1 protein-coding gene (cut by a window edge) is annotated in these 9416 nt (G+C 42.5%); it reads right to left on the bottom strand.

Going from position 1 to position 9416, the window contains the following annotated elements; genetic code table 11:
• Positions 1-9416 carry part of the coding region annotated (locus ACE01R_RS16445) for a CARDB domain-containing protein (protein ID WP_395552585.1) on the bottom strand (this coding region is incomplete at its 3' end). The annotated region continues 18957 nt past the right edge of the window, so 9416 of the 28373 annotated nt are shown.

The following is a 9416-nucleotide window of genomic DNA, read 5'->3' as shown; positions in this document are numbered from 1 at the left end:
GCGATGCCACATACCCAGAAGGGATGGTTAGGTGTTGCGATAATTTCGGAAGGAAGAGTTGGATTGTTACTAAAATCATCCACTAACTCTAAAGCACGCAGTACCCATACCGGTTTTTTCTCTAGTTTAAAAGTATTGACTACAGGCTTATATTCCTGAATTTCTGTACCATCCTCAGGTCTTGATAAAACTAGATCTCCGATTTGAATATCTTCAATCTGTTTCCACATTATATGTGGTAAATCAAGATTTCTTTGAACCCGAATTAGAGTACCAGCAATAAAACAACCTATGAATTGCGTATTTTCTATCGCCTCATCAATCATCTTGTTATATAAAGGCGTACCAGAAAAACCTTGTTTTACTAATTCAGCTTGTAAGTCATCAAAAGTTTTAACTGATTGAAAAACTGAAGCATAATTGGCTGCATTACCATCTATCATAGAATTACGACTTGCTTCAATAATTGATTTCTGCAATTCCACAGCCTGTTTTGCTTGTTCTAATACAGAAACATTAGGATTTAAATATGATTTAATTTTCGAACCAATATTTTTCATCCACTCAATTGCAACGTCATAATTAGAACTACCCGCCTTTGGAATATCTATCCTGTCACCTGAATGAGCCATGACAATTTGACCACCAGCAGTATTATAAATATTACCTCCTGTCGAATCGGCCAAGGATCCCCTTAGCCCACGGGTATCTATCTGTAAATCAGGCTGAACTATTTTAAATGGGGTTGGGTTAGATAATGATGGCGCAGTCCAAATAATCTTATGATTAGATTTTGGTATACGCCCGAATAAGCCAGCGGCAGCACTTATCCCAATATCTGATATGGTATCAGAGCCAAGTTGTGTGACTGAACCCGATAAGCTGAATTCACCGAGTTTCTTATCTAGAGATTTCCCTGTTTGTCCATCTGTTAAATTATATGTAACTACTTCTCCAGCACTTTGTGTCAAAGTAAATAATGTACCACTAGCGACACTATCAGCAGCAATTCCTTTTAATCCTCCGCCAACAATATCATCAGCCCAATTGCCTACTTTTGCTGTCGCAGCAATAGAACCAACTGAAACGACTCCATCAACTAGAGATGAGGTCCAATAATTTGTAGAAGACAGAGTTCCATCATCCATTTGTTTTAAACGCTCACCTTGACGATCTACGAAACCGTTGGTAAAGAAATTCCATCCATTATATAAAACTACTTTTCCAAAATATTTAGCGGCAGACCATTTGTCAGTTTTTCCATTAGCGATATCTTCCGCTACTTGCTGATCAGTAATGCCAAGCATTTGTGTGTAGTAATTGTCTGGAACTATAGGTTGTTCTGGTACAGGTTTACCTTGTTCTTTTGCAGATTGGACTTCGTCAATTGAATAAATTGAATAATTAATATTGATTTTATTCAATTTTACAATACGCCCAGGTGTACTATAAGCTCCAATACTAGTGATCCAACCAGTAAATAAATTTGTATCTCCAGAATCAATACGAATCGGGGTCGCTTCATCTATTGGAGTTGGGTCTATTTGGCCCGCAATACGATCAATTGGTACATTTCTAGCTTGACCTCGTTTATCAGCATTTCTAGCAGCTTCAATAATACCTTTAGCATCCCAAACAAATAATGTCGGCTCCATACGACCATTATTAATCAGAATTGGATAATTGATTAAAACATTTGCATATAAAAGTCCATTATTGGCAATTTGTAGGTTTTCCACCATTCCCCATTGAATAGGTGTAGTTGTACCTAGGAACTTAAACTTACCCTGTTTATCAAATGGGTCTTGAATAATTCCAAGTTTTCCGCCCATTTGTTTATTTGCACCGTAACCATCATCAAAATTCCAAAATACATTAGTAAAATATTTGAAGTAATCTGCAACAATGGCATATTCAATACCATCATACTCAACTAACACTACTCCAGAAGCATTTTGTAGTGAAGTTTGTAATCGCTTCTTCAAATAATTTGGGTCATCTTCACGAGGACTTAAATTTGTGGATTTGATCTCAAATTTACCTGTAAGATTACCTTTTTCATCTGTACTTAATTTGAGAGTACTAAAACCATTATTGTAATCCTGTTCACTTGAAAGGATAAATTCAGCATTGCCTGTACCTGAGATAATATTTGCAGGATGGCGACCTCTAGCATTTCCAAAATCATTTGGTGCAATGTGAATAATATATTTAGAATCTATATCTCCCAAATCATCAATCTTATTAAGGTCTATAATATAAACATGACCTGATGGTGAATTACCCGACCAACCATAACGTGAACCTGATGTCTCTGTAAGTGCCAGATAACTCATGTTATTAACAGCAATTGCTTGGAAACCATTCGTTAATGTTAAACCAAGATTAATAATTTGAATCTCATTTAGAAATTCTGAGTCCATTTGATTGATGTTAACGCGGATCAGTCTTGTATTTTCAGCCGCATATAACCAACCACCAACTACAGCCAAACCGACAAAATTAGAACCAGAAATTGAACCCTTAGCTTGAATGGTATAGACAATTTTTAAGGTTTGATTATCAAATACATAAATCTTACCATTGCGACCACCAATAAAAGCCAAGCTACCATCATCACTAAAAGCTATCTGATCCTCATTACTTCCATACAACTCTATAGGCTGGCCATGTTCATCTTTTGAAACTTTAGCCACAATTTCCTGACTTAATTTGTTTTTGATTAAATCGCCACTGGTTGCTTTTTTAGTATCTTCCTCACTTAGTATAATTTGTTTTGAACGCATAACCGTAATCTCAAAACGATTTACAACTAAAACATTGTCTGTCCCTAAAGTCCAAGTTTGCACAACATTACTATCGACAGGTAAACCAGCTGTCTTATCACCACCACTGTCAGAAACTTTTAAAATACGCTCCACATATACAAGATGCATAGATAAAGCTATGTCTTCAGGCAATTTGATTTTTAAAGTTTTCCCGAAGTCGATTATTTCAGGTGTAAATGCCTGCCAAACTAAACCTTTTTCAGCCTTAACACCTTCTTGAGTTGGCAAACCAATCTGCTCACCACGTGGCACTAACCATACTTTTAGGTCATATTGATATGTTCCACCTGGTGCAAAATTTTCACCCGTAAGAGTAAGTTCATTATTTTGTACCTCATATCCCAACTTGGTAATCGTTGGTGAATAGCCATCCATGCGTTCCGGAGGAAGTGGAAATTCAATAGACATATTTGCGGCATCAAATGCTTCCGGCGCAATAGCTTTTTGATAACTACCAAAAATTGTATATTTGATTGCCATATTTGGTACTGCTGCAGCTGCGAAAATCCCCAATGCTGACACTGCCATCATTGGATGAGGCGCCATTGCGATGCCCATTTGCAATGAGAAGAAAGCATCCCATACTGCTGCTTGATTTATAGAGCGAACCTCCATTGCACCAGTATCTTCATAGCCTTTTAACTCTTTATAACTAACGACATAAGTACCTTGTTGTGAAACGCCATCATAAGGTGGACTAGCTGTACGTGCTACACCATCATCCCCAACAACACCATTATCAACTAGCCACCAAATATCATGAGTTACCCCATCCGCATCAGTAACCGTTCCTTTTTTCCAGAAAAAGACTTCTGTTCCAGTGGTAAGTTCTTCTAGTTCACCCGTTTTCGAATTTATAACTTGTTGAGGTACTTTGATTGCCAGTTGTAAAGGAAGCTTAGCCTCATCATCACCAATATTGATATCAAAAGCAGCCAATGAAGTCAGTACATCAGGTGCTGGTAAAGGCATGCCCAAATCATCTAATGATTTAGACTTAATCGAAACCTCAGTACCTTCTGCAACTGAACCAGGAGCCACCATCAAAACATTGCCCTGTTCATCCTGTACCACCGCACCTTTCTTGGCATCTACCACAGCAGAACCCATTTCAGGCTGCTGGATAATCAGGCTAAAGCTATACTGATGACCATTATGAATCACTGTCACCTGAGCAATACCTGTTGCTTTTGCATGGATCAATCCATCGGCACTAATCTCGGCAATATTGCTATCACTGATATAATATTTGGTACCCGTTGATGCCGCAGAGACTTTATTGCCCTCTACATCTGACACTTTCAACTGACGTTCACCATTCAATGGCAATGTCACAGCCTTAGGATAAACATCCACTTCAAAACCGTTATCATCCAGTTCTGGTTCATCTCCATATAGACTGACAGAAATCGCATTCACCCCTTCAATACCACGAGCAGACACGTGAACAGTGGCAATCCCTGCTTTTTTAGCTGTCACATTACCTTGTGCATCCACTGTCAATACATCTGGATTATCACTAATGAACTGTAAATAATCTGGCGTTAAGACCACACCTTCTTCATCTTCAAAGTCAGCAGTAATCTGTAATGTTGAACTGTTGCCTAAAGCTAAAGTTGCAAGGCGTTCAATATGAATCAGTACCAGTTTCGCATCGCTGACATAAATACTCAGCTCAATTGGCTTACCTTTGGCATAACCATCATCAGCCTGTAAAGTCACAGTGGCATAGCCAGAGAATCCAACTTCAGGTTTAAAGCTCAAGTTCTTACCATTGGCTGACAATTGTGCCGTACCATGCGCACTAGAAAGAATATTCCAGTAAACAGCATCTCCTTCACGGTCCACTGCAATCTGATTCAGTGCACCACTTACAGTCAAGTCAGTATGTGTTTTCAGAACTTGTTCACCATCTGCAACGACATTGACCGGTGCCTGATTGGTTTTCCAGCCATAATTGGCATAGAGAATTTGCAGATCGGTATTATTAACAATGCCGTCGCCATTCAAGTCACGCAGTTGTGCTGACGCTTGGACCTGTTGCCACAATGCACTATCCAGTCCATCGACATAACCATCGGCATTCATGTCACCGGCTACGGAAAGACGAATACTTACCGTTCCTTCAGCAGTCACAGCAAGTTGTTTAAAGCCTGCACTGGTCAGTCTAAGCAGCGTAATCAGTCTGTTTCCAACCCGTTGCTGTGATACGACTGTTGCATCGTTAATGGTAATATCCTGAACATTACCAATAGTTTCTACTGCAATAATTACTGCACCAGATGCGCCCATTGATTTAATGGTAGAAGCAAGTTCTGACTCACGAAGGGCAAAGTCAAAGTATTGTGTCCCCTGGTCAATCTGACCCTGCCACTGAGGCTGGGTCACAGATGAATTCATCCAGTCCACAGTCGCACCCAGATAAGCAGTGGATTTCTCTAGATACAACTCTCCTATTTCAGCGTATACATAACGCTGCACCACTTCACCAGTAATCAGGTTACGTACCAGTTCCAGCTGATTATTAGCGTTGTAACGGTACAACAGGCTGATCTGGTTGCCTACTGCGGTCTTACCAGTAATCTGGCTGATTCGGCCTTGAGTATCACGTTTAAATTCAATAAATTGCTGAGTCTGTCCACCCGTTAGAACAATATTGTTCTGACCAACCAGCCATTTTTCACCATTGCTAAACTCTACAGACATGACCTGACCAGACTGATCAAGCAGATAACGAACACCCTGTGGTGAAGTTAGTACAAAGTACGATGGTACCCAAGCCAGGCCAGTACTTTCACTATACAGACTCTGGCCTTGTTGAATCAGATTCTCGACCATGCGCTGTTCTGTACTATGCGCAGTTAATGTCCAGCCCTGATCGGAACTGAACAATGGCGTTAATTGGCTGATTCCAGTATTTGCCCCATTTGCATAGGTGCGCTGTAAATCTAGTCTGAAATTCAGATACTGCATTTGTTGTGCCTCAAGACCTGTAAGTCCCTGAGGAATCTGTAACCAAACCTGTGCACCTGTTTGCCATGCTGCAACAGTACCAATACTGGTGGTCAAACGCTGATTATGAGTCAACTGGGTATCAAATAAACTGGTCAGCCAGTTAGAGAAATCACCCTGTGTATTGTCTGCTGTCATGTAGCGGACAATATCAATATTCTGCGAACCCAGTGTGAAGGTCACATCTACACTGGTTGCCAGATTCAGTTGTTTTTGACTGCTGTTAATTTCAACATTGGCATAAATTTCTTCCAGACGGCCTGATAGATCCCAAGCGCTCAGACGTAACTGATATGCACCATTGGCAAACAATGCAGGATCAAGTGACAAAACATCAACGATCTGGTTGTTATATTCAGCTTTCAGGGAGATTTCCTGCAATGTACGCCATTGCAAATTCCCTGCCTTATTGCTGGCAATTTCAAGCTTATAGCCCATCAATTGCTGTTCTTTCACCAAGGCTGTAATCTCAGTCAGATCGTGTATGACAAGCGGCTCATTCAGTAAAGAAGCGCCATTTAACAGTCCCTGCCATGACAGCACCGGTGCAACCGTATCCAATGGATCACGGACTCGAATTGTTTCCGTCTGCTGCTGGGTAAAGCCATCAATATCGGTAACTGTGGTTCTGATTTCAATCAGACCAGGCTGCTGACCTGTCAGCTTGATACGGCCTGTTGAATCCAGTACAACCGTTTGCCATTGCTCTGTTCCCATGGCACTCCCACGGACTTCAGCCACTGTTGAGGCAATGGCGCCGAAGCTATCTGCACGTACGGTCGCTGTTACGATTTGACCGGCAAGGACTGGAATAGCTGGCGTTGTTTCAATATGTAAATCAGGAGTATAGGCATTGCGTTCTGCAACCACATTCAGCGTAATGGCTTGACGAACGGTGTCATAGCCGTCAGAAACCCGGGCATAAATCACAAATTTGCCAATTTGTCCCGGACCAGGTGTCCAGCTCAGTTTTCCTGTTGCTGCATCATAGATTGCACCTTCAGGTAATTGATCAAAACTGACGGTTAAGCCCTGAGTTTGTGTATTTCCATCTGCATCAGCTACCCAAATATTGCCGTCATTACTTAGGCTATTTTGAGCAGCTTTGATTACGTCCAGTCCAAAGTCCTGACCTACAAGTAAAGTACGGTTTGTAGTTTGAATGGATGGTGCTTTATTTACATCCAGCACACGTACCTGAACTTTTTTCAGTACAGTGATTTGTCCATCGCTGACCATGAAGGTCAAATCATAGGCTTGCTGATCAGCATTGATGTTGTTGACCATATCCGCCGTCGGTGTCCACTCGACATAACCGGTAGTCGCATCCACCAAGATGCCTTCTGGTGTATTTTCATCGTGAACCAGCTGATAGCGCAGTGCGTCGTTATCTGCATCCTGAGCCAGCAAGTTAAAGGCCAAGGTTTCGCCTTCATAGACCAGTTGCAGCGGTACACTGCTGAAGACTGGCTGCTGGTTGACATTGCTGATATTGATGCGCAGTTTCTGGCTAAATGAAGTGCTGCCATCAGTTGCCGTGACCATAAAGTTATATTGTCCCAGATCGGCTGAAGCAAGGCTGCCCTGAGCTGTAAACATGCTTGGCAACCAGCTGAAGGACAACTGGCTTTGACCATTACCCAAAGACTGGGTCGTGATATTGACACCACGAGGTAATTGACTGAAGTACCAGCTTAACGAGTCCTGATCTATGTCTCTGACCAGCATGGTCCAGCTGAGCATTTGCCCTTCCTGAGCATCAATCACCAGTACATCATTTTCTTGATGTGTTGTTCCACCTGCATTAACCTGAATATCCAGCAGCTCTGGCGCAGCATTGGCAGCGCGCACAATGATCTTGATATCACTAACTGCAACGCCAGGAACAGGAACGTAATCCGCAGGTACACTGTAGCCCAGATTTCCAGGTGGCAATCCAGTGTCAGAAACCTGAATACTCAAATTGTACTGACCGACCTGATTTGCTGTAGGTGTCCATACAATTTCTGCATAGCCATACTGATTACTTTGAAGCAGCTGAGCACCTGCCGGCAAGCCCTGAACCACATAACTCAGTTCATCCTGATCCAGATCCGATACAAATACCGGAATACGAATGGTTTGACCCGCCACAGCAATGCTGTTTGCTGGTACATTCAGAATTGGTGCTTCGCTATAACTTCTTACAGTCAGCACAAAACTTTTGCTGGTTGCCTGTATTTGGTTGATATCGCCATCACCATTATCAAATGCGGTTAAATTGATGGTGTAATCCCCACGATGCCCCTCAGTTGGTGCAAAGCGGATGATTCCTTTTACTTCCGAACCGGTTTGGACCTGAACATAAGTCGCAAATGGTGGCAAACCTTCGATTTGAAGATCAATCTTGTTGCCATCTTTATCTGTAGCCGAAACCGGTATTTCCAATACTGACCCTTTATCCACAATAACATTTTGCAGATCACCAATTTCTGGCGCACGGTTCGCATTTAATACGTTAATGGTAAAAATGCGTTCTGTGGAAAGTGGGGTTCCTGTGCCATTTCCATCGTCTGTCGCAACCACTCGAACTTTATAGATGCCTGCTTGCTGATAGCCCGGATTCCAGTAAATTTCCAGCGTTTCCGGATCAAATACAGCCCCTTCAGGTAAGCCCGACACTTCATAGCTCACTGATGGCGCAATATCCGTCATCTGAACAGCCTGGCTCTGACTGTAGGACTTGAATGCAGGCTCAAATCCAGGATTGTCCGGGTCAAATGCAAAGACACTTAAGCGAACACTTGAACCTTCCAGTACGGTCCAGCTTGCTGCGGATTCGAACTGTGGCGCTGCATTGGCATTATGAACCATCAGCTTTAAGGTTTGCGTTGCTACCGTTCTGACCGGGATACCACCATTGCTAGGTGTATAGGTTGCCACCAGACGAAGTGGAATGTCATATTGACCTTCCTGGGCAAAACCAGGTGTCCATTCCAGCCAGCCGGCTTCTTTATTTAATATCGCACCGCTTGGCAGCCACTCGGCACTGTATTTCAGTTCGATGTCATAGCCCGAATATTGCTCCAATCCGTGTGGTAACTGACCTGCAAGTTGTAGAGTGAAACGATCGCCTTCACGTAACTGCTGTTCAGCGACGGCGTAAAGTACAGGTTTTTCAAAGCCCTGCTTCACTGTAATTTTGAACTGGTAACGGCTTTCATGTTTGCCATCGGATACAACCAGTTCAATTCCTTCATAAACTCCGGCCTGATCATAGGCTGGTGTCCAGCTGAGCATACCGGTAGCTGCATCAAACTCGGCACCTGCTGGCAGATTACGTACCAACATGGCAATACGGTCACCATCCTGATCCGCTACCAGCAATTGCTGTGCAAGACTTTGCCCTTCAGTCAGAGTAATGTCGCGAATGGCAGAAATCACAGGAACATGGTTGGCACCCACGACTTCAAGTTTCAGACGTTTAAAGGCCACACCGCCACGACTATCCACAACTTTAATCAGTATTTCACTGTCTGTACGGTCGTTGGTATCTGGCGTCCAGCTCAATTGTGCATGCGAGATATAGCCCTGATC

It is taken from the genome of Acinetobacter sp. BSP-28 (assembly GCF_044130285.1).
Taxonomy (GTDB): Bacteria; Pseudomonadota; Gammaproteobacteria; order Pseudomonadales; family Moraxellaceae; genus Acinetobacter.
Note: the sequence above shows the minus strand (reverse complement) of the source record. Positions and strands in the feature narration are given on the sequence as shown.